This window comes from Blautia faecis (genome assembly GCF_027662325.1).
In the GTDB taxonomy this organism is placed as follows: domain Bacteria; phylum Bacillota; class Clostridia; order Lachnospirales; family Lachnospiraceae; genus Blautia_A; species Blautia_A faecis.
Genome location: NZ_JAQDKY010000012.1, coordinates 68,713 through 89,368, shown reverse-complemented (window position 1 = coordinate 89,368; position 20,656 = coordinate 68,713). Strand labels below are relative to the sequence as shown.

General features: G+C 43.5%; 18 protein-coding genes. 16 read left to right on the top strand and 2 right to left on the bottom strand.

Annotated features, from left to right (window positions below; genetic code table 11):
• The first annotated feature begins 35 nt into the window (after positions 1-35).
• From PGQ38_RS08115 to PGQ38_RS08085, 7 genes are all read left to right on the top strand, one after another.
• Entirely contained in the window at positions 36-776 is a 741-nt protein-coding gene (locus PGQ38_RS08115) for a CHC2 zinc finger domain-containing protein (RefSeq protein WP_014079457.1), read from the top strand.
• Positions 661-2,001, top strand: coding sequence for a virulence-associated E family protein (locus tag PGQ38_RS08110; RefSeq protein ID WP_009321442.1), 1,341 nt, complete (start codon positions 661-663; stop codon positions 1,999-2,001). The genes PGQ38_RS08115 and PGQ38_RS08110 overlap by 116 nt, the downstream gene beginning before the upstream one ends.
• A 270-nt stretch (positions 2,002-2,271) precedes the next feature.
• On the top strand, positions 2,272-2,457 hold the full coding sequence (locus tag PGQ38_RS08105) for a hypothetical protein (RefSeq protein WP_004849804.1): 186 nt from the start codon (positions 2,272-2,274) through the stop codon (positions 2,455-2,457).
• Between the two features lie 107 nt (positions 2,458-2,564).
• Complete coding sequence (locus PGQ38_RS08100; RefSeq protein WP_008791695.1) at positions 2,565-4,187, top strand: recombinase family protein; 1,623 nt, start codon at positions 2,565-2,567, stop codon at positions 4,185-4,187.
• Between the two features lie 168 nt (positions 4,188-4,355).
• Complete coding sequence (locus PGQ38_RS08095; RefSeq protein WP_270431249.1) at positions 4,356-4,733, top strand: hypothetical protein; 378 nt, start codon at positions 4,356-4,358, stop codon at positions 4,731-4,733.
• A 1-nt stretch (position 4,734) separates the two neighbouring features.
• A complete protein-coding gene (locus PGQ38_RS08090) occupies positions 4,735-5,157 on the top strand; it encodes a hypothetical protein (RefSeq protein ID WP_173717266.1) in 423 nt (140 codons plus the stop codon).
• A 138-nt stretch (positions 5,158-5,295) separates the two neighbouring features.
• The gene (locus PGQ38_RS08085; RefSeq protein ID WP_173717265.1) at positions 5,296-5,895 is read left to right on the top strand and encodes an HDIG domain-containing metalloprotein; all 600 of its coding nucleotides are present in this window, start codon (positions 5,296-5,298) and stop codon (positions 5,893-5,895) included.
• Positions 5,896-5,933: 38 nt separating this feature from the next.
• On the opposite strand, the gene PGQ38_RS08080 is transcribed toward PGQ38_RS08085, so the two are convergent.
• Positions 5,934-6,107: a chorismate--pyruvate lyase gene (locus PGQ38_RS08080; protein WP_118582657.1), complete on the bottom strand. Its 174-nt coding sequence runs from the start codon at positions 6,105-6,107 to the stop codon at positions 5,934-5,936.
• Positions 6,108-6,254: 147 nt separating this feature from the next.
• Here PGQ38_RS08080 and PGQ38_RS08075 point away from each other — a divergent pair, with 147 nt between their 5' ends.
• From PGQ38_RS08075 to PGQ38_RS08045, 7 genes are all read left to right on the top strand, one after another.
• The gene (locus tag PGQ38_RS08075) at positions 6,255-7,145 is read left to right on the top strand and encodes a 4Fe-4S binding protein (protein WP_173717264.1); all 891 of its coding nucleotides are present in this window, start codon (positions 6,255-6,257) and stop codon (positions 7,143-7,145) included.
• A gap of 83 nt (positions 7,146-7,228) precedes the next feature.
• The gene (locus PGQ38_RS08070; protein ID WP_270431261.1) at positions 7,229-8,587 is read left to right on the top strand and encodes a M20 family metallopeptidase; all 1,359 of its coding nucleotides are present in this window, start codon (positions 7,229-7,231) and stop codon (positions 8,585-8,587) included.
• A gap of 431 nt (positions 8,588-9,018) precedes the next feature.
• Positions 9,019-9,744, top strand: coding sequence for a nitroreductase family protein (locus PGQ38_RS08065; protein ID WP_173719359.1), 726 nt, complete (start codon positions 9,019-9,021; stop codon positions 9,742-9,744).
• A 50-nt stretch (positions 9,745-9,794) separates the two neighbouring features.
• Positions 9,795-10,508: a LytR/AlgR family response regulator transcription factor gene (locus PGQ38_RS08060; protein ID WP_118582663.1), complete on the top strand. Its 714-nt coding sequence runs from the start codon at positions 9,795-9,797 to the stop codon at positions 10,506-10,508.
• Positions 10,509-10,765: 257 nt separating this feature from the next.
• On the top strand, positions 10,766-11,785 hold the full coding sequence (locus PGQ38_RS08055) for an ATP-binding protein (protein WP_270431245.1): 1,020 nt from the start codon (positions 10,766-10,768) through the stop codon (positions 11,783-11,785).
• 144 nt (positions 11,786-11,929) lie between these two features.
• Entirely contained in the window at positions 11,930-14,986 is a 3,057-nt protein-coding gene (locus tag PGQ38_RS08050; protein WP_173719361.1) for a glycoside hydrolase family 3 protein, read from the top strand.
• Positions 14,986-15,429, top strand: coding sequence for a hypothetical protein (locus PGQ38_RS08045; RefSeq protein ID WP_173719362.1), 444 nt, complete (start codon positions 14,986-14,988; stop codon positions 15,427-15,429). The genes PGQ38_RS08050 and PGQ38_RS08045 overlap by 1 nt, the downstream gene beginning before the upstream one ends.
• Positions 15,430-15,503: 74 nt before the next feature.
• Here the strand turns inward: PGQ38_RS08045 and PGQ38_RS08040 are convergent, their stop codons facing one another.
• Positions 15,504-16,874 carry an MATE family efflux transporter gene (locus PGQ38_RS08040; protein WP_227200935.1) on the bottom strand — a complete coding sequence of 457 codons (1,371 nt, stop codon included), beginning with the start codon at positions 16,872-16,874 and terminating at the stop codon, positions 15,504-15,506.
• A gap of 536 nt (positions 16,875-17,410) precedes the next feature.
• On the opposite strand from PGQ38_RS08040, the gene PGQ38_RS08035 reads away from it, so the two are divergent.
• Both PGQ38_RS08035 and malQ read left to right on the top strand, forming a co-directional pair.
• Positions 17,411-18,595, top strand: coding sequence for a DnaJ C-terminal domain-containing protein (locus tag PGQ38_RS08035; protein ID WP_270431240.1), 1,185 nt, complete (start codon positions 17,411-17,413; stop codon positions 18,593-18,595).
• Between the two features lie 437 nt (positions 18,596-19,032).
• Complete coding sequence (malQ, locus tag PGQ38_RS08030) at positions 19,033-20,568, top strand: 4-alpha-glucanotransferase (RefSeq protein WP_270431238.1); 1,536 nt, start codon at positions 19,033-19,035, stop codon at positions 20,566-20,568.
• The last annotated feature ends 88 nt before the right edge of the window (positions 20,569-20,656 follow it).

Sequence of the window (20,656 nt, the reverse complement as noted above, 5' to 3'; positions counted from 1 at the left end):
CTTTACCGCTACCAGTATTTTTATGGAGGGAGCATTTGAATGTATTTGAAGCGGTGAAACAGTCTGTTACCACCCGGCAGGCTGCTTCATTCTATGGAATCCGGGTGGGGAGAAACGGCATGGTCTGCTGTCCATTCCACAATGACCGCACGCCCAGCATGAAAGTGGACAGCCGCTTTTACTGCTTCGGCTGCGGGGCTTCCGGGGATGTGATCGACTTTGCCGCTTTGCTGCATGGATTGGGGAAACGGGAAGCTGCGGTCAGGCTTGCGGAGGACTTCGGCGTTTCCTATGAGAAATCCGGCAATGCGCCGCCAGATAGGAAGCGTCACAACAGGTCACAGCCCCGACAAAAATCAGCGGAGCAGAGATTTCAGGAAACGGAACGGTATTGTTTCCGGGTGCTATGCGATTATCTGCGCCTGCTGGAGCATTGGAAAACAGCACACGCCCCACAGCCGCAGGATGCCATCTGGCATCCTCTTTTTGTGGAAGCGTTGCAGAGGATAAGCTACACAGAATACCTTTTGGATATTTTGTTATACGGAGAAATAGAAGAAAAAGCGGCATTGATCGCCGCACAGGGAAAGGAGGTGTTGCGGCTTGAACAGCGAATTTCAGAGCTTGCCGCCGGAAACGCAGGAAGCGGTCAAAAGGACGATGGACACAATGGAACCGGCGCAGACACCGGCAGAAATCCGGGAAACATTAGAGGGGACGCAGAAAGGCGGCGTGAAGAACAGCATCCGAAACTGCCTGACGGTGTTCCAGCGTGACCCTCTGTTTCGCGGGGCGCTGCGCCTGAACCTTTTGACGGAGCAGATTGACATTGTGAAGCCGCTGGGCTGGGAGCGCACCAGTACCACGCTGACCGACATGGACATGAACTACCTGCTTTTGTATCTGGAAGAAAATTACGGGCTTACCAGCGAGAAAAAGGTGCAGAGCGCCATCAAGATTGTTGCCAATGAAAACCGCTACCATCCAGTCAGGGATTACCTGAACAGCCTGCAATGGGACGGCACAGAGCGCATCCGTTACGCCCTGCATCACTTTCTGGGAGCCGATACGGACGAATACACCTATGAAGCCTTGAAACTGTTCCTGATGGGAGCCATCCGGCGGGTATTCAGACCGGGGAGCAAGTTTGAGGTCATGCTCTGTCTGGTTGGTGGTCAGGGAGCCGGGAAATCTACCTTTTTCCGGCTGCTGGCAGGCAGGGACGAATGGTTTTCAGACGATTTGAAAAAGCTGGACGATGAAAATGTGTACCGCAAGCTGCAAGGGCATTGGATTATCGAGATGTCGGAGATGATTGCCACAGCCAACGCCAAGAGTATTGAGGAAATCAAGTCATTCTTAAGCCGCCAGAAAGAAACCTACAAAGTGCCGTATGAGACACATCCGGCAGACCGGCTGCGGCAATGTGTATTTGGAGGGACGACCAACCGGCAGGACTTTTTGCCCCGTGACCGCACCGGCAACCGGCGCTTTCTCCCCGTGACGGTGTACCCGGAACGGGCGGAGGTTCACATACTGGACGATGAAGCGGCGGCGAGGGCGTATATCGAACAGATGTGGGCGGAAGCCATGACGGTTTATCGCAGTGGGAAGTATAAGCTGTCATTCAGCATGGAAATGAACCGATACCTGAACGCCCACCAGCAGGACTTTATGCAGGAAGACACACAGGCCGGCATGATCTACGCCTATTTGGAGGACTACACCGGCGACAGGGTATGTTCCAAGCAGCTTTATGAGGAAGCGCTGGGGAACTTAAATTCCCCGGCAGACTGGGAGACACGGGCAATCTGCGAGATTATGAATACCGGCATTGCGGGCGGCATCATACAGGGCTGGGTAGCCTACAAAAGCCCGAAGCGGTATAAGAAATACGGTTCTCAAAAAGGCTGGGAGCGTGTCAACCAAGCTCCGCCGGAGGGGGACGGTTTTCAGGAAATCACGGAAGAAGAAGCCCGGCAAATGGAACTTCCATTCTGAAAAGCCACCGGTTGACAGTTTGGTTGACGCTTTGGTTGACAGCCGGTTGACGGGGAAAAGCCTGATATTTGGGGCATTTCTCTCCTTTGTCAACCATGTCAACCAAGAAATCAAAGAAAAAGTAAAAAGTAATAATAGAGCGCCTATGGATTGTTTTCAAAGTCTTTTCTGCCGGTTGACACGGTTTGGTTGACACGGAGACAGTCTGCGGCTGTACACCTGTCTGACATTCCCTTGTCGGGCATATTTCATTTATGGAGGTAACTGCCTATGGCAAAAAGCAAAAACGAGAGCAATAACAAAAACAGCGGCACCCTGCTTACCGAAAAAGACGGCACCCAGTATTTTGTCATGGGGAAAGTCCGTATCAAGGTATCGGAGCATTTCGCACAGGATGGGAAGCCGCTTGACAGCCTGCTGGAAGATGTGATCCAGCACGCTGCCGCCGCTTCCTGAAAAAATACGGAATAACGACTGTCAATCAGCCCACGCTTATGATATACTTGTACCAGCGAGTATTGTATAAGCGTGGGTTGTTTCTTTTAGAAGGAGGATTTTTAACCGTGAAACAACCATACAATACAACGATTTATAACACTGCACTATATTTGAGATTGAGCCGTGACGATGAATTACAGGGGGAAAGCGGCAGTATCCAGACCCAGCGCATGATGCTTAGACAGTATGCCGCAGAGCATGGGCTGACCGTTGTAGACGAGTACATTGACGACGGATGGAGTGGGACAAATTTCGAGCGTCCAAGTTTCCAAAGGATGATTGATGACATCGAAGACGGGAAAATCAACTGCGTTGTCACAAAGGACTTATCCCGTCTGGGAAGAAACTATATCCTGACCGGTCAGTACACGGAAATCTATTTCCCCAGCAAGGGAGTACGCTACATTGCCATCAATGACAATGTGGACACCATCAACGGAGAAAGCGAGCTTGCACCGTTCTTAAACATCCTGAATGAAATGCACGCCCGACAGACCAGCAAAAAGGTCAAGGCTGCCATGCACACAAGATTTGCCAATGGCGCACACTATGGAGCCTATGCACCGCTGGGCTATGTAAAAGACCCGGACAAAAAAGGTCATCTTCTGATCGACCCGGAAACACGCTGGATTGTAGAGAAGATTTTTGACCTTGCTGTACACGGGCGTGGAGCCGCCAGCATTACACGGATTCTGGTGGAGGAAAAAGTACCTACCCCCGGCTGGCTGAACTATGAAAGATACGGGACTTTCGCCAATATCTACGCCGGTGCGCCCGCAGAAAAAGCCTATGCGTGGACGATAGCACAGGTCAAGAGCATTTTGAAAGAGGAAACCTACATCGGTCACAGCATTCACAACAAGCAGAGCAACATTTCATTCAAGAACAAGAAAAAGGTGCGGAAGCCGCAGGAAGAATGGTATCGTGTGGAAAATACCCACGAAGCCATCATTTCTGAAGAAGTGTTCCAAAAAGTTCAGGAGCTGATTGCAAGCAGACGCAGGAAACGCAGAAACGGTACGACACAGATTTTCGCAGGATTGATAAAATGTGCAGACTGCGGATGGTCTTTAGCCTATGGGGAAAACAAGCAGAATAAGAACCCATACGGGTACTACCATTGCAGCAAGAACGGGCAGGGATTACGCCAGTGTTCCATGCACTATATCCGCTATGATGTACTGTATGCCTATGTGCTTGCAAGACTGCAATACTGGTCTATGCTGGCACAGAAAGACGAGGACAAGCTGCTGAAACGCCTGCTCAATGCCAGCGACAGGGAAAGAAACTCTGCGAAGAAAAAGCAGGCTGCGGAGCTGAAAAAGGCAGAGAAGCGTAAAGCCGAGGTTGACGGGCTGTTTGCTAAAATGTATGAGGACTGGTCTGCCGGACGCATAACCGAGTATAACTTCAATATGCTGTCCGAGAAGTACCAGAACGAGCAAAAGGAGCTTGAAACAAAAATAAGACAGCTTCACGAAACGATGGAAGCCGCCGTACAGACCGCAGCGGATGCTGAAAAGTGGATTGCCCTGATGAAACAGTATGTCAACCCTGTGGAGCTGACCGCCGAACTTCTGAACACTCTAATTGAAAAAATAACCGTCCACGAAGCTGTCAAGGGCGAGGACGGAAGCCGTGAGCAGGAAGTAGAAATCTACTACCGCTTCATCGGCAAAATCGACTGACCTTTCTTTTTTACCCAACAATATCTTTAATTAAGGGAGACGGGGAACTCCAATCCTGATATTGAATTGTTAGCTCCTATTGCAAGATTACTGCATATTTCCCTTGATACCCTGTTGTCTTTTCGCGAAAATCTGACTGACCTTGAAATCGAAGAGATGATCCACAAAATGGACAAAATGTTTTCTGAGGAAGGCTTTGAGAAGACTTATCAGTGGGCTGTAAATACCATAAAAGAATATTCAAACTGCAATTTGCTGATCTGGCAAATTGCGGTAATGCTTGATTCGCGCCGGATCATTGGCATGTGCGAGAATCCGGATAGGTACGATGAGCAGATCAATTCCTGGTACGAAATGGCGCTGAGTGATAAAGATGAAAAAATTCAGCACTATGCAGCTGATTCCCTGTTTGGCTTTTATTTGCGAAAAAAGAATTATGAAATGGCAGAAAAATATTTAAACTATTTTTCCGATTATGATCCCATGAAAAAGGTGAAGCAGGGACAATTATATATGAAGCAGGGGAAAAAAAGAAGAGGCATTTGAGATGCTGGAAAAGGCTGTTTTTTCAGAGTATACCACCTTGAATTTGGCTTTTGGAATCATGATTACTAAGGCTCTTGAGGAAAAAGATCATGGATACGCAAGGTTTCTGGCAGAGAAAATGTGTACATTAGCTTCAGGATTTGATATGGGAAAATACAATGAATGTGCAGCAATGTTGAATGTTGTGACCGCAGAGAACAATGTGGAGGGTACTTTCCAGGTTGCAAAGCAATTGCTGAACAATGTGGATACCATATGTGATTTTCAGGAATCCCAATTATACAAACATATGAAATTCCAGGAAGTTGAAAATCCATATACGGAAGAAATGAAAAAAGAATTGCTGGAAGGCTTCAGAAACGCAGAAGAGTTTGCTTATATGAAAGAATACGAACCCTGGAAAAAATTGTTATCAGGGAATTAAAATTATCACTTTCCTCAAAATGGTTGTATATAAATAAAGAACGATGTATAGTATTTGCAAGGTTTTTCTTTTATTCCAAATCATGAACATGCTTATGTGGTAAGCAGAGTATAGAAAGACATACGAGGAGTGACAACAATGGAAACAATCACAAGAGACGATGCTTTTTCATTATTAAAAAAATACAACAAGGATCCATTTCATATCCAGCATGCACTGACTGTGGAAGCGGTCATGAAATGGTATGCAAACGAACTGGGATATGGAGAGGATGCTGAATACTGGGGAATCGTAGGGCTTCTTCACGACATTGATTTCGAGCTTTATCCGGAAGAGCATTGCCTGAAAGCACCGGAAATGCTTCGCGAGGCAGGGGTAGGCGAAGATGTGATACACAGTGTGATATCTCACGGATATGGAATAACCGTAGGCTGCGGTGTAACAATCGATGTAGCACCGGAACAGGAGATGGAAAAAGTGCTTTTTGCAGCAGATGAACTTACCGGATTGATCTGGGCAGCAGCATTAATGCGTCCGTCCAAGAGCACTAAGGATATGGAACTGAAATCCCTGAAGAAAAAGTACAAGAGTAAAGGCTTCGCAGCAGGCTGCTCCCGCGAAGTAATTGAGCGCGGTGCGCAGCAGCTTGGCTGGGAACTGGAAAAATTGCTGACCATGACACTGCAGGCAATGGCAGCCAGTGAAGATACGATTAATGCGGAGCTGGAAAATGCCTGAATGTTGTTTTACAATCGAATGAATTACTATGCAGTATATCAGTCAACTATGGTATACTGCATCATTTCATAATGTAATCTGCATCCTTCTGTAATGTCAAATGGCAGAAGCGCTCTTGCTACCAGCTTCAGTTCTTCCTCGGGAAGATCTGTCCTGCGCAGATGGGCGTAGTCGCCGTCAATAGATTCTACAATATAATCACAAATTAACATAGAAATTATCCCTCCGGTTTGTATTATTTATATGCTTATAGAATACCACAGAGAAAAACGTTTTTCAAACACCAATTCAGGTGCTATAATAGAATTCACAGATGAAAAAATTATCAGTGAATAGTAACAGGAAATGAGGTATCAAAAATGTCAGCATTAACAATCAGCCCGGAGGATGAAAAAAGAGTAAAAGGAATGGGCTTTCTGAATAACAGAGGAACCGATCTGTTTTCTGCAAGAGTTCTCACGACAAATGGAAAAGTAACTGCAGCACAGCATCGCTGTATGGCAGATGCAGCAGAAAAATTCGGAAACGGTGAGCTTTTGTATACCACCAGACTCTCTGTGGAAATCCCAGGAATTCCTTATGACAAGATTGAAGAATTTCAGAAATTTATAGCGAAAGAAGGCCTGGTAACAGGTGGAACAGGGGCTAAGGTACGTCCTGTAGTGTCCTGCAAAGGAACCACCTGTCAGTATGGACTTCTGGATTCCTACGCAGTATCAGAAGAAATTTACAGACGTTTTTATGAAGGTTACAGGGAGGTTGCACTTCCACATAAATTTAAGATTGCTGTGGGGGGCTGTCCAAACAACTGTGTGAAACCAGACCTGAATGATGTAGGAATTATTGGACAGAGAATTCCAAACGTCAATGCAGATGTATGTAAAGGCTGCAAGAAATGTGCCATTGAGGCTGCCTGTCCAAACAAAGTGGCAAAGGTGGTTGATGGGAAGATTCAGATTGACAAAAACATATGTAAAAACTGCGGCCGCTGTGTTGGAAAATGTCCGTTCCATACCATTGAGGACGGCGCTTATGGCTATAAGATATACATAGGTGGACGCTGGGGTAAAAAAGTATCTCAGGGAAAAGCCCTTGGCCGGATTTTTACATCCAAAGAAGAAGCCCTGGATGTAATTGAAAAGGCCATTCTTTTCTTCCGTGACAATGGAATAAAGGGAGAACGTTTTGCGGAGACTATTGAGAGAATTGGCTTTGAAAATGTGGAGAAGCAGCTGTTGGAGCAGCTGTGAAAAGACGTTACCCGGGAGAGTCATTACAATTGGTGGAAATGCTCTGCACAGATAAAATAGAATTTGGAGGAAATATAACATCTATGAATACAAGAGAACAGATCCATGCATTATCTGAGGAAATGCTTGAAAATCTTGGAAAGCTGGTTGCCGTTGATTCCCAGCTTGGCACCCCGTCAGAGGGGAAACCTTTCGGAGAAGGACCGGCAGAGGCACTTGAGATCGGGCTTGAAATTGCCAGAGAGCTTGGTTTTAAAACCGTAAATCTTGATAATTACTGTGGTTACGCCGAAATGGGAGAAGGCGAGGAAATCGTAGGTATTGCAGGTCATCTTGATATTGTACCTGTAGGTGGTGACTGGACCTACGATCCATTTAAGCTGACACGAGATGGCGACCATGTATACGGACGTGGAACTACAGATGACAAAGGACCTGTAATTGAAGCTCTCTATGCGATGAAACTTCTAAAGGATTCCGGTGTGAAACTGAACAAAAGAGTCCGTCTGATCATGGGATGCAATGAGGAGACCGGTTCCAAATGTATGGCACATTATAATGAGGTAGAGGAAGAGTTATCCTGCGGCTTTACACCTGATGCAAATTTCCCATGTATTCATGGTGAAAAAGGCTATATGTCCATGATGGCATATTCCAAAAATACCAGAATTATCTCCATGAATGGTGGCTTTGTTTCTAATGCAGTATGCGATAACTGTACCACTGTGATTCCGGCGGAAGCTGGTCTTAAGGAGAAACTGGAGCAGATGCTTTCCGAAACAAAACTGCAGGAATATAAAGTTACGGAAGCCGAAAACCAGATTACCATTTATGCAAAAGGCGTACCGGCTCATGCCAGCACCCCGACACTTGGTATCAACGCAGCAGGTGTTACCATGGAATGTCTTGCAAAGGCAGGCTTTGAAGACGATTTTGTTAAATTTTATAATCAGCACATTGGAACTGCCTGTGATGGCTCCGGTGTTGGCCTTAAAATTTCCGATGAGTTTGGTGAGCTGACCTTCTGCAATGGAATCGTAAAAACAGAGAATGGTGTGATCTCCTGTACCATCGACATCCGTGTACCTGTAACCTTCAAAAAGGATGATATTCTGAATCGTATAGAGGGTAATCTGGAAGATGAAAATGGCCGTATTGAAGTGGGGGAAATCGGTAATCCGTTGTTCTTCCCAAGAGAATCTCCGCTGGTAAATGCCCTGTACAAGGCTTATGTGGATGTGACTGGCGACACGGAGAACAAACCAATGGTAATTGGCGGTGGTACCTATGCCAAATCTCTGAAAAATATTATTGCATTTGGTCCGGAAAAGCTGGGTGTGGATTATCGTATTCACGGTGCAGATGAGTTCATTCTTGTTTCCGAGATGGAAGAGGCTGTGGAAGTGTATATGGAAGCAATTAAGAATTTGTTAGCAATTTAACCAAACCCAACAAGTTTAAATATAAAAATAAAAGAAGAAGTCCTCGAATGTTTCTGGCATCCGAGGGCTTTTTTACGTGATCAGGAAATTACTTTGTAATACTTCTTAAAAAAATGTCAATATCTGTATCAGAAATGACAATACCCGAATCGTTTTTTTTTTGAAGAATGGCTATACGGCTGTCTGTATTGCCAGTCCACTGGCTTAGTTCGGTGCGTGTGCACTTCTGATCCCTTGCTATTACAGGATGATGAAAGACAGCGCACAGACTGCTTAAATTGTGGACTCCATATTGACTTGAAAAAACAGATATTTCTCGGTATTATTATTGGGAATATCTGTTTTTTTGTAAGAAAAATCGAAGAAAGATAATTTTTATACGGTTATGTCATTCGATGATAGCTGTTTAGAGGAAAAGGGAGAAATTTAAAATGAATGAAATTATAAAAAGTTTATATAATAGAAAATCCATGCGCGTATACGAAGAAAAGTCCATTCCGCAGGAGATGAAGAAGGTCATCCTTGAAGCCGCAGCCCAGGCGCCTACAGCAGGTTGTCAGCAACTTTATACTATTTTGGACATTACAGATGAAGAATTGAAAAAGGCTTTATCTGAGACCTGCGACTACCAGCCATTTATTGCGAAAGCACCTATGGTACTGGTATTCTGTGCTGACTGCAAGAAGTGGTATGATGCATATCTGGAAGCTGGCTGTGAGCCAAGAAAACCAGGTATAGGAGACCTTATGCTTGCGGTGACAGACACGGCAATTGCCGCACAAAATGCAGTTGTGGCAGCGGAGAGCTTTGGTATCGGTTCCTGCTACATTGGTGATATTATGGAAAATTATGAGAAACAAAGAAGACTTCTGAACCTGCCTGATTATGTTTTTCCAGCTGTTATGCTGGTATTTGGCTGGCCCACCCAGCAGCAAAAGAATCGCCCTAAACCCCAGAGATGTGCACAGGAACATATTGTCCATGAGAATACCTACCGCAGTATGGACGACACTGAACTTCGCGAAATGTTGAGTCACCAATACAAAAATTCCACCTTCGAAGACTGGTGCAAAGCCTTCTGCAAAAGAAAATATAATTCCGATTTTTCAAAAGAAATGACACGGTCGGTGGGGGAATATCTGAAGCAGTTTGAGTGAATATTGCTGTTTTTAGAATTACTTATATCAGGGAAAAGGAGAACAATAGGATGTTCAGAATTGGAATAGCAGAGGATGATCCCTCATTCCAGAAGACAATTTCCGAATATATTGAGCGTTACAAAAAAGAAACAAATATAGATATCCAGGCGTCTTTTTTTCAAGATGGAAATGAATTGGTATTTAAATACGAACCCATATATGATGTTCTTTTACTGGACATTGAAATGCCAAAAATGAATGGTATGGATGCTGCCAGAGAAATCCGAAAAAGGGATCAAAGAGTGCTGATTATATTTATAACCAACATGGCGCAATATGCAATCAATGGTTACGAAGTGGGTGCCTTGGACTTTGTCCTGAAGCCTATAAAATATTTTTCTTTTTCTATGAAACTGGAAAAAGCCCTGAAGTCTGTGAAAGGCCAGGAGTCTGTTAATATTCTGTTGGAATACAAAGACGGGATGAAAAAAGTGTCCTCCGATGAGATTGTTTATGTGGAGATTCGTGATCACTGGCTGCATATTTTTACGGTAGATGAAGAATATCAGCTTCTTTCTACCCTGAAAGAATTTGCGGCAAAATTGGCAGACTATCATTTTATATGCTGCAGCAGTTCCTTTTGCATTAACATGAAATACGTCACAGATTTTCAAAAGGATATTATAACCTTGAATGATAAAACAGAATTAAAAGTCAGCCGATCGAAGAAAAAAGAGGTAAAACAGGCATTACTTGATTATTACAAAGGAGGGCTGCGCTGATGGTATCAGAAATTTTATCCCAAATTCCCATATACATAGGACATGCATTTTTTTCAATCAACGTGTTCCCAATCATACTGTTATTTTCAATTGGCATTCAGAAAAGAAAACACTTTGCATGGCGAATTGTCCTTGGCTTTCTGATATCCGTATGTTGTTCTGCGCCCTTTTCTCATGGGCTTTTTACATACATCATGCAGTTTACCTTGTTTGTATTCAGCAGTTATTTTGCATACGAAATTTCCTGGAAAGAGGCTTTGTATAGCGTTACATGTGCCTATGCAGTACAGCATATCAGCTATTGTGTATATCTGATTTTGTTTCGACCAGTTCATGGAATACCGGTTTATGCACCGGCATATATTGTGTGTGCAGTGTGCATTGCACTTTTGCTGTACTGGTTTATCGGAAGAAAATTACCTGAAAATGGACATTATGATGTGGATATTCGTTTCTCTATGATGTCGTTTTTCCTTATTATCATGCTCGCTCTGGGGCTTAGTATTGCATCGGATACCATGTTTAATGCAGAAGAAAATAATCTCTATTACCTATGTAAAGCATACGATCTGATTTGTTGTCTGTTTGTATTATGGGAACAGATGGATTACAAAAATAAATTGAATAAACAGAGAGAGCAGGATCTGGAAAAACAGGTTCGGCTGAAACAAAAGGAATTGTTCCGGCTGAGACAGGATGATGTGGAGCGGATCAATCTGATCTGCCATGATCTAAAAAAACAGCTGGAGCCACTGAAGCTTTTCTCAGATGAAGAACAGCAAAAAGCATACTATGATCAGGTGTGTAAAACTATCCAGTCTTATGATTCCCAAGTGGAAACCGGAAGTAAAGTTCTGGATACTTTGCTGTCCCAGAAAAGACTGGTATGCATGAAAAATAACATAGAATTAACCTGTGTGGCAGACGGGAAGAAAATGGATTTTATATCTGCTGTGGATTTATATACTATTCTTGGAAATGTAATTGACAACGCAATTGAGAGTGTACTTATGGTTTCTGACGAAGAGAAAAAAGTGATTTCCACATCTATTTGGACCAAGGGAAATCTGCTCCTTATTCAGATACAGAATTATATGGAAAACGAGAAAATAAACTTTTCAGAAGGGCTTCCTGTGACTACAAAAAATGCACATGATGGTCACGGATATGGGTTGAAAAGTGTGCGAAAATGTGTGGAAAAATATAATGGAAGTATGGATATTACAGCGGAAAATCACATGTTCAGCCTGACGATTATTATACCTGTCGCAAAATAAAGTGCAAATTACGAAATCTGGAATGCCTGTTACGAAATCTTAAAATATCCTTTTTGAGTATGTGTTAAGCTCCTGACCATGATGAACGCGCGGTCATAAAAAGCAAAAAACAATATTTATTGTTGATCAAATGGGAGGAAACATATGAAAATCAAGAAGGAAATCACCCGTGGTCTGGGTGCTGTTTCAGCTTGTCTGCTTACAGTTGTGTCCATAGGAACTCCTGTGGCAGAGGCCTATGAGGGCAGACTAAACACAGTGCTTGGCATTGAAACTACAAAGACAGTTTCGGATGAAGGCTTAGATGTTGATACAGATTATTATAAAAGCGATTATGGAACTGATATTTATGATGGAGATAAGCTGCAGCAGCTGGAGGATGATGCGGCAGCACAGGCAGTTGCAGAACAGGAAGAAGGTTCTGTTCTTTTGAAAAATGACAACAATGCACTTCCACTGGCGGCTGGAAGCAGCATTACACTTTTTGGACAAAATTCTATTGAGAGTACGGAAAGTGTAGCTGGAAGTACAGGTTTTGGCGGTCCGCAATCCTACTCAGGACCTTTTTACAGTTATCATTCTACGGCTAATTCTACCCAGGAACTGGTAACTTATCTTGGAGCAATGGAGTCCGTTTATGATGTTAATCAGACAATGGTAAAGGCTTATCAGGAGAGCGGTTATATGCGTGTAAAATCTGTTGACGATCCGCAGATTGGAGAAGCACCAGCAGATTTTTACACAGAAAATCTGAAAAATAGCTGGCAGGATCAGTATAATGATGCAGCTGTTGTTATGCTTACAAGACAGGCAAGTGAGGATTGTGACCTTCTTCTTGAAGATCCAGAGGGAATCAGTCAGCTGGCTCTTCATCAGGACGAAAAAGATCTTTTGAATATGCTGAAAGAACAGAAAGAGCAGGGCGTATTTAAGAAAATTATTCTTCTTGTAAATTCTAACTGGGCTATGGAGCTTGGAGACCTGGATGATTATGATGTGGATGCATGCCTATGGATTGGTTCCCCTGGTATTGTTGGATTTACAGGTGTTGTAAATCTGCTTCAAGGAGAGGCGAACCCATCTGGAAAACTGGTTGATACCTATGCGAAAAATTCCCTGTCAGCTCCGGCTATCACCTATGCACAGATGAAAAATACGCCAGAGTGGGCGAATCTGGATGAGGTTCTGGAATATTGTTCAGACAGCGATCAGTATGTTTCCAACTATCTGATCTATGCAGAGGATATTTATGTAGGATATAAATATTATGAAACCCGTTATGAGGATACCGTACTTGGAAACGGAAATGCAGACAGTATAGTTGGTTCCTCAACTGGAAAAGCATGGAATTATAATGACGAAATCGCTTATCCATTTGGCTATGGACTTTCCTACACAACCTTTTCCCAGACCCTTGATGGTGTAGAGTATGACGAAACAACAGATACTTACAACGTAAAAGTTACCGTGACAAATACTGGTGATGTAGCTGGAAAATCTGTTGCAGAAGTCTATGCACAGACCCCATATGGGGATTATGAAAAAGAGAACAATGTGGAGAAATCTGCAGTCCAGGTTGTGGGCTTTGATAAGACAGATATCCTGGCGCCAGGTGCTTCTGAGACACTGGAAATTCCAGTAGAAAGATATCTCCTTGCAAGCTACGATTACACCAATGCCAAAGGCTATATTTTAAGCGAAGGCGATTATTACTTTGCCATCGGCGATGATGCACACGATGCCCTGAACAATATTCTTGCTGCAAAAGGTGCCAAGGGAATGACAGATGCATTGGGCGAGAAGGCTAAAGGAGATGCAGAGAAAGCATACTCCTGGAACAATGCAAAACTGGATACAGAGTCCTATAAAATGTCCCGCTATTCTGATATGGAAGTAACAAACCAGTTCGACGATGCCAATTTAAATAACCTTGGAACAGACACTGTAACTTATCTTTCCAGAAGTGACTGGGAGGGAACATATCCAGCAGAGCAGGTTTCTGTAACTGCAACTGAGGATATGATGAAAACTTTAAATGGTGATCTTTATACAGAACCAGAAGATGCACCATCTGTAGATGATTTTACCCAGGGAGTAGATGCTGGCATTAACTTTGTTGCAATGAAAGATGTAGATTACGATGACGATGCCACATGGGATAAATTCCTTGACCAGCTCACGGTAGAAGAAATGGCTTCTATTCTCCCTGACCAGAACGGTTCTGTACTAGTTGAGAGTATTGCAATGCCGTCTACCTACCGTGGGGATGATATGGACTGTTTGGAGCAGGTAACTTTCAAACTTACTGGAAAATCCGGTATTGTATGGCCTTCCACCGTTGTTATGACCTGCACCTGGAATAAAGATGATGTTGCGAAACGAAGCAGCATGACTGCAAATGAAGCTTATTTTATGGGCGCAACAGAAATCTGGTCTGGCGGCCCGAACTGCCATCGTACACAGTTTAACGGACGAGCTTCTGCTTACTATTCTGAAGATGGAAACATGGGATATCTGGTAGGAACTGTTGTTGCTGAAAACGTTCAGAAATATGGAATTATCCTTGGCTATAAACACATGGTTGTAAACGACCAGGAAGCACATCGTGAGAGTGCGGCAACCTTTACCAATGAACAGGCTCTTCGTGAGCAGTATCTGCGAGCTTTTGAGGGAGCCTATACAAAAGGCGGCGCAATGGGTTGTATGACAGCATTTAACAGAATCGGCTGCACTTACTGCGGAAGTTCCTCAGCACTTCTTACAACTGTTATGAGAGGAGAATGGGCTTACAAAGGACATGTTACTTCTGATGCGGTTGTAAATATGGATTACAAGAAACATTATACTTCTAACATTACAGCAGGACTTGACTACTGGTGCTGGGATATGGCAGGATTCGGAGCTTCCGATGATTCTTCTGTAGTGCTCAGTAAAGACATGGTTACGGAAGCCATCGAAAATGGTGACGGTTACATGCTTCAGACTCTGCGTAATGCAACCAAGCACAATGTTTATGCACAGGTTCATTCTATCCTGATTAATGGACTGGATGAAACCTCTCATGTAGTACATATTACTCCATGGTGGAAAACAGCTTTGAAAGCGGCAACAATTGGATTTGGAACAATTACTATACTGTTTATTGTACTTTACTATCTGGAAATGCTGGTTTGGAGTAAAAAGAGAGGAGAAAATGCATAATGAATATCAAAGATAAGATATTAGGAAAAAGAATCAGCGGCATTTTTAATGCATTAAATATTCTGCTCGGCCTGTTCTGCATTATTTATTACAGTATCAACGCAAACCGTGTAAATGAGTTTAATAAAGCTGTTGATTTTTATCTTGTACTGGCCATTATGTGCTGTGGGATTTACGTATTTGCAGATTATGTGATTGCGGATATTTTCAATCTGATTGCAGTTGTGTTTATTACACTTTCCATTGGAAAAATGATCGTAAACAGTATCAACACTTTTGCAGATGCCTTGAACGGAATTTCCATGTTCGGTTCTTCTGGTGTGATCGGTTATATTATTGTGACAGCGGTGGTTATGGTTATCATGCTGGTGCTGGAAATCGTATCCTGTTTCCTGAGCAGAGAGAAAAAGAATGCAATGAAGGTGGTTGTTTCTGAAAAATAATTTCAGAAGTGTAAAACTTAATTATAAAAAAATCCGACAGAACAGGTATGAAAATACCATCTGTCGGATCTTTTTTATCTATTTGTAGTTCTTAACAAACTATGTTCGCAAATATACTGGAACACAAAATAAAAAATAATTCCCTTTGAAACGGTGGAAAGTGTCAGTGCCCACCAGATTCCATTCAGTCCCAGTGCAGTGTTTGACAGAACCAGTGCAAGGGGGATTCGTATAACAGTCAGGCCAACGCTGATCAGACTGCAAAGCTGTGTACGTCCAAGACCAGACAGGGCACCCACAGTCATCATTTCCACGCTGAGAAAAATTTCGGAAAATCCGATGATTCGCAGGTAATCAACGGAAAGACGGATAACTTCCTCCTCGTGGAAAAAGAGCACAGAAATCTGCCGCGGGAAAAATACAAAGGCAATAGTGATCAGTGCAGCCCAGCATATCAGAAGCCGAATGGAAATATGGTATCCTGATTTGATTCGGTCTTTTTTTCCTGCTCCGTAGTTCTGCCCCATGAAAGCGTTCAGGGCGGAGCCAAAACCATCAGCTGTGTTCCAGGAAAGGGACTCAATCTGTCCGCCTACACGCTGTACGGCAATAGCACCGTCCCCGAATCCGGAAACCATTCGGGTGAGTATCATGGAGATGATACAGTAAAGGCTTCCCTGAAGTGCAGTGGGGGTTCCAATGCGAAAGACACCTTTTAAACAGGCAATATCCGGTCGTGAAAGCAGACGGATTTTGTGTAGTACATTGGCTTCACCGTGGTCACGGAGAATTTCTGCAACAAGGATCAGAAGAACTATAATCTGTGCGGTAACAGTTGCAACTGCTGCTCCTACAACTTCTAATCTGGGAAATGGTCCTACACCAAGAACAAGAAGCGGATCAAGGATCATATTCAGTATCAGGCCAAAGAAGTTTGCTTTCAGCGGTGTTTTGGAATCGCCCTGGGCTGTGAAAAGACCTGTCAGCACCTGGGAAAGGAAGGAAAACAGGATCAGCCCGCAGGTAATCCGCATATAAATTCTGGCACTGTTGTAAGTCGCTGCATCATTTAATGCAAAAAAATGCAGCAGCGGATTAGTAAATAACATACTGATCAAGGTAACAAAAAGAGAGAAGAGTATAGTAAGCTGCAGAGCCGCCTGTGCAAAGCCTGCGGCAGTCTTCTGGTCACCTCTTCCAAGGGAATGCGCCATGTTTACCTGTCCTCCCATTCTTGCCAGGGAAGAAAGTCCCTGGGAGAGCCAGACGTACATACCTCCCACGCCCACACCCGCCACTGCTTTAGAGCCCAGCATTCCTATCCATGCCATATCTGTAATGTTGTAGGCGGTAGACAGGAAGGAAGAAGCCATGATTGGCAGTGCCAGCTCAGACAAAGTCCGTAAAATAGGACCGGAGGTGAGATTTAATTGTTTCTTTTTCATTTTAGATCTCCTGAAAATAGTAAAGTATCATTATTATACCATAGAAAACGCATTTTAAGAAGATGAAATATGACTTGAAAAGTTACTGTTCACTCCGTGACCAGTAACTCGCTTCGCGATGCACAGAAATCATGCATTCGCATGATTTCGCGCCGCAATTCTCGGGTTTTTTGTGAACTTTGTTCACAAAAAACACCTCGCGGAATGTTACCAGTGAACAGTAACCTTGAAAATACTCTAAAGCCTGTTTGAAAAAGCCTAATGTGAAAAAAATATGAAATTATGTTCCATACCTTGACTTTTAAAAGAATGAATGTTATATTACAAATAGAACAAAAATAAAAGTTATTTCCCGTGGATGTTCGGGAGATGGACAACAGCATTCCCCGGAAGAGATTCCGGGGAATTTGTAGATACTGAATAGTTACAATAAATTGACATTACTGTATTCAGAAAATATATTACAAAGTATATGGATGAAAGCTGTGGGCAGTAATGAATTTATTTCGCAATATGAGGAGTCAGAGGTGACCAGTATGGGAGCAAAGAGAGATTATTATGAAGTGCTGGGAATCAGTCGCAGCGCGGATAAAGATGCTATAAAGAAAGCTTATCGTAAGATGGCAAAGAAATACCATCCGGATTCAAACGCGGGAAATCCGGATGCTGAAGAAAAGTTTAAGGAAGTCACAGAAGCATATAATGTGCTCAGTGACTCTGAGAAGAAAAAACTCTATGATCAGTTCGGTCATGCAGCATTTGAAGAAGGTGCTGGCGGTGCCGGATATGGTGAAGGTGGCTTTAATAGAAACGGCGGCTTTGACGGCTCTGGATTCAGTGGCTTTGGCGGTTTTGGAAATAGTCATAGCGGTGCTTACAGAAGTCCGGATGGCAGCTATCAGGAATTTCATTTCGAAGGTGGTGACATGGACGATATTCTGAAGAATCTGTTTGGAGGAGGCTTCGGAGGAGGAAGCAATTCTGGAAAGGCTGGTTCCGCACACGGATTTGGAGGAAGCGGTTTTGGTCACTCTGGTTTTGAAAACGGCTCTTTTAGAAGCGGATTTAATGGTAGTTTCGGCAGTGGAGGTTTTGATGGTACCGGTTATGGAGATGGCTTTGGAAACAGCTGCAATAGCGGCTTTAGTGGCAGTCACCAGCAGAAAGGCCAGGACCTGAACGCAGAAATTTCCATCAGCTTCAACGAGGCAGCATTTGGTTGCGACAAGCTGATTAATCTTTCTGGTGCAGACGGCAGTGGCAAACAGACTCTGAAAGTTCACATTCCTGCCGGAATTGACAACGGCAAGAGTATCCGTCTGAGAGGCAAAGGAAATCCAGGTTACGGAGGTGCTCCCGCAGGGGATCTTCTTCTGAAGGTTCATGTAGGCGAGCGCCCTGGCTTTGAGCGAAAAGGCACCGACGTTTACACCACCGTAAATGTGCCGTTCATCACAGCTGCTCTGGGCGGTGAGGCAAAAGTCCAGACCCTGAATGGCCAGGTAATGTGCCGTATCCCGGAAGGCACACAGTCTGGCAGCAAGATCCGTCTGAAAGGAAAAGGTATCCAGGCAATGGGAAAAGCTGGAGTCTACGGTGATCTGTACGTAACCGTCCAGGTTCAGGTACCGAGAAATTTAAGCGAGGAATCCAAACGGAGACTTCGTGAATTTGATACCAGTACCAGAATGGCTGGTACAAGAGGAAGTCGAACAGCGTAAAATTGCCTGCTATTAAATAACTATTTATTAAATAAGCGAAAGGTACAATATAGCTTACATGTATAAAATTTGGTTTGCTAAATCTAAGCTGAATGCATGTAAGCAGTTTGTTTCTATGTCTTGATCATAATCCGAAATCGGACTAAATCTATTAAAAAAGGTCCGATTTCGGATTTTTTGTGCTGCTTTACAGATCGGGAAAGCAAAAAGGAGAGAAAACGTATATGGCAGAAGCTCTGGGACTGACCGGTTCTGTGTCCTGTCTGGTGAAGAATAAAAATAAATATCACAATTATTAGAAAAAAATACCATATTTCTTGAAAAAATGATATTGATTTAAGGACATGAATTGTGGCATGATATAAACATGTATGTTACACTGTGATAAGTGTAACAATATATGCTAAAGTTTGATGCTTTTGAACAGGGAGGAAAAAATGGGAAATCAGAGAGAATGTGGCGTGCTGCTTCCAATCAGCAGCCTGCCTTCAAAATACGGAATTGGATGTTTTTCAAAAAGTGCCTATGAGTTTGTGGATCAGTTGAAGGCAGCTGGACAGGGCTGTTGGCAGATTCTGCCCCTTGGACCAACCAGCTACGGTGATTCACCTTATCAGTCTTTTTCCACCTTTGCAGGAAATCCTTATTTTATCAGTCTGGAAGACCTGATCGAAGAGGGAGTGCTTACGGAAAAAGAGTGTGATGCTGTGGATTTCGGTTCAAGAGAAGATGATGTGGATTATGAGAAAATTTACAAAGGACGATACAAACTTCTTCGTAAAGCCTATGAGAGAAGCGATATTTCCAAAAATCCTGACTTTGTAAGATTCCAGCAGGAGCAGGCGCATTGGCTTGGCGATTATGCACTTTTTATGGCGGTGAAGGATCGTTTTGAGGGAATTCCGTGGACAGAATGGGCGGAGGATATTCGCCTTCGTTGGAACAATGCTTTGGATTATTACAGAAAAGAACTGTATTTTGAAATTGAATTCCAGGAGTATATGCAGTTCAAATTTTATGAACAGTGGGCGAAACTGAAAGCGTATGCAAACAGAAGAGGAATTCGTATTATCGGAGATATTCCGATCTATGTTGCCATGGACAGCGCAGATACCTGGGCAAATCCAGGACTTTTCAAACTGGATGAAAATAACGAGCCTACACAGGTAGCCGGATGTCCGCCAGATGGATTTTCTGCTACAGGACAGTTGTGGGGGAATCCGCTGTACAGATGGGATGTGCATAAAAATACCGGATTCGAGTGGTGGATCAAACGTCTGGCACATTGCTTTAATATGTATGATGTTGTCCGCATTGATCATTTCCGTGGATTTGATGAATATTATGCGATTCCATATGGTGATAAGGATGCAAAACGCGGCTGGTGGGAAAAAGGACCTGGAATGGATCTTTTCCGTACCGTTTCCTATCGGTTGGGACACAAGGATATTATTGCTGAGGACCTTGGTTTCATGACTGATTCTGTGAAGCGCCTTGTGGAGGAGAGTGGTTATCCAAACATGAAGGTAATCGAGTTTGCCTTTGATGAGCGGGATACAGGAAATGCCAGTGATTATCTGCCTCATAACTACACAAATAACTGTGTGGTTTATACCGGAACCCACGACAATGAGACACTGCTTGGCTGGTATGGGGATATTACCCCTGAGGAGCGTCATATGGTTCGGGAATATCTGTGGAACTTCCACGATGATGAGAAAGGCATCTGCCGGAATATGATCCGTCTGGTTATGGGAAGTGTAGCCGGAAGATGTATTATTCCGATTCAGGATTATCTGCAGCTTGATAATTCAGCCCGCATTAATCAGCCATCCACTCTGGGAACAAACTGGAAGTGGCGCCTGAAAGAAGGACAGTTCAGCAAAGAATTGCAGAAGGAGATGCTGACTCTGGCGACCAGATTCGGAAGGAAAAACTGGACCCCGGATCTGGTGGAAGAGAAAATGGAATAAATTTAATATTTAATCAGTTGTTGCATAAAAAAAGGTAGAAGAGTAAAATTGAGGGCAAGGGTGTTTGCCCTCAATTTTGTATATACGG